This window comes from Pseudooceanicola lipolyticus (assembly GCF_002786325.1).
Lineage (GTDB): Bacteria > Pseudomonadota > Alphaproteobacteria > Rhodobacterales > Rhodobacteraceae > Pseudooceanicola_C > Pseudooceanicola_C lipolyticus.
Map to the genome: position 1 here is coordinate 1 of NZ_PGTB01000293.1, position 2513 is coordinate 2513.

Sequence of the window (2513 nt, forward strand, 5' to 3'; positions counted from 1 at the left end):
GGGGCAGGGCAAAGCGGGCCGCATCGCCCTGCATCGCCTCGGCCTCGACCGCCGGGCCGCCGGGCTGCGGCAGCCCCAGCAGGCGCGCCGCCTTGTCGAAAGCTTCGCCCGGGGCATCGTCGATGGTGCCGCCCAGCCGGGTGAAATCCTCTGGCCCGCGCACGATCAGGAATTGGCAATGCCCGCCCGAAACCAGCAGCATCAGATAGGGATAGGCAACGCCATCGGTCAGCCGCGGGGTCAGCGCATGGCCGGCCAGGTGATTGACCCCCAGCAGCGGCAGGCCGGTGGCCGCGCTCAGCCCCTTGGCGCACATCACCCCGGCCAGCACCCCGCCAATCAGCCCCGGCCCGGCGGTGACGGCAATGGCGTCGAGGTCACTCAAGCGGATTTCGGCCTGCTGCAACGCCTCTTGCACCGACAGGTCCAGCTTTTCGGTATGTGCCCGCGCGGCGATCTCCGGCACCACGCCGCCATAGGCGCTGTGCAATCCGGTCTGGCCAAACACCACCGAGGACAGGATTGTCACCTGATCGCCGTTCTGGCGCACAACCGCCGCCGCGGTATCGTCGCAGCTGCTTTCCAGTCCCAGAATCGTCGTCTGCCCTGTCATCGCCCGCAGCCGTTGCATGATCACATCCGGGGAGGTATCACCCAAAATCCCTGCTCACAATCCCGAGGCGGCTGATGGCCCGGCCCAGACCCGTTCTGCTGATGACCCGGCCCCGCGCCGCGTCGGACCGGTTCGTGGCGGATCTGCCCGCCGCCCTGCGGGCGCGGCTGGAGGTGGTGATTGCACCTCTGGTCGAGATCCGGCCAATTTCCACCCCGATCGACCTGGCGCCGGATGAGGCGGTGATTTTCACCTCGTCCAACGCGGTCACCATCGCCGCAGCGCTTGGCGTGACCGGCGGGCGGCCCGCGTTTTGCGTCGGCCAGGCCACCAGCGCAGCCGCGCGTGTGGCCGGCTGGCAAGCGGAATGTGTTGGAGAGACCGCCGAAGCGCTGGTGGCCACGCTGTCCAAACGGCACCCGGACCATCCACTCTGCCATCTGCGCGGCGCCCATACACGTGGCAATATCGTGGCGCGCCTGCGCGAAGCCGGCTGGGCAATGCGCGATCAGGTGATCTATGAACAGGTGCTGCTGCCGCTGGCGCCGCAGGGGCAAACCGCGCTGGCCGGCGACCATCCGGTGATCGTGCCGCTGTTTTCGCCCCGCATCGTGCGGCATTTTGCCGGGCTGACCATGGCGGCGCAGGCGGTTCACGTTGTCGCCATAAGTGCCGCCGCGGCTGCCGAATTGCAGGATTTTCGGCCTGCATCGGTCACCGTTTCGCAAAAACCGGATGCCTGCCACATGGTCAGGGCGATCGAAACCTGCGCCGATAGGCTGACTCGGGTTGAGGGGGACCGGGGGGCGCAGTAGAGTTTGCGGGTCCTGATAGGTATTTGGAATCGAAAGGGTAGATTGAGGTGACAGGCAAAAAGACGACCGATCAGGATGATACCACCGGCAGCGATGCCGCGGACCCGCAGGACACTGCACCCGCATCCCAGCCCAAGCCGACCCCGGAAACCAACCCTGCCGCCCCTGACGAGGCGGCGCCGGACCAGCCCGAACCGCCAAGGGCGGATGACACCGAGGCGGCCAAGCCGGACGACATATCCAAGTCGCAGGACGCGCCCGACGCCGATTCGCCCGCCGACAGCGTGGCGCCGATCGAAACCCTCGCCGGCGCAGAAGACACCGCGCCGCAGGAGGTCGAACGCCCGGGCAGCGAAACCGCCACCGCCCCACAAAACGTGGAAACCATCGTCGAACGGCGCGGCGGCTTTTTGCCCGCGCTGCTGGGCGGGGTGCTGGCCGCGGTTTTGGGCTTTGTCGCTGCCCGCAGCGAGATGCTCGACCCGATGCTGCCGCCAAGCTGGCGCAGCGCCAACAACAGCGAAGCGCTGGCCTCACTCGAAGCCTCGGTGGACGCGCAGCGCGATGAACTCGCCGCGCTGGAGAGCCGGGTGTCGGAAATCGCCATCCCCGATCTTGCCCCGCTGGCTGAGCGGATCGAGGGCCTGCGCGCTGAAATCGAGCCTATGGCTGCGCAAACCGAAGCAACCCGTGCCACGCTGGACGACATCCTCGCCCGCCTCGACGCGGTGGAAAAGCGCCCGATATCGGAAGGCGTGTCACAGGCGGCAATCGACGCCTACGAACGCGAGCTCGACCGGTTACGCGCGGCGGTCACCGATCAGCGCGGCGAGGTCGAGGCGCTGGTCGCCGAGGCCCGCGCGCTGGATGCCCAGGCTCAGGAATCGGCACGTGCCGCCGCCGTTCAGGCGGTGCTAGCCCGGCTGCAGGGCGCCATCGACGATGGTCTCGCCTATCCCGGCCTGGTCGAGGAACTGGCCGCGTCAGGGGTCGAGGTGCCGGCGGCGCTGCGTGACAATGCCGGCGGCGTGCCCAGCCTGCTGACCCTGCAAACCACCTTCCCCGACGCCGCGCGCATCGCGCTG

Annotated in this window: 3 protein-coding genes; 2 read left to right on the top strand and 1 reads right to left on the bottom strand. The window is 68.4% G+C overall.

Features of this window, described 5'->3' with window-relative positions; all coding sequences use genetic code 11:
• Positions 1-613 (bottom strand): tRNA (adenosine(37)-N6)-threonylcarbamoyltransferase complex transferase subunit TsaD (locus CVM52_RS25130; RefSeq protein WP_370741726.1); only part of this gene is annotated, 613 nt, incomplete at its 3' end.
• Between the two features lie 74 nt (positions 614-687).
• On the opposite strand from CVM52_RS25130, the gene CVM52_RS25135 reads away from it, so the two are divergent.
• Positions 688-1428 (top strand): uroporphyrinogen-III synthase, encoded by a 741-nt coding sequence (locus tag CVM52_RS25135; protein WP_100164998.1) that lies wholly within the window; start codon positions 688-690, stop codon positions 1426-1428.
• A gap of 47 nt (positions 1429-1475) precedes the next feature.
• On the top strand, positions 1476-2513 hold a 1038-nt coding region (locus CVM52_RS25140; protein WP_100164999.1), incomplete at its 3' end, for a hypothetical protein.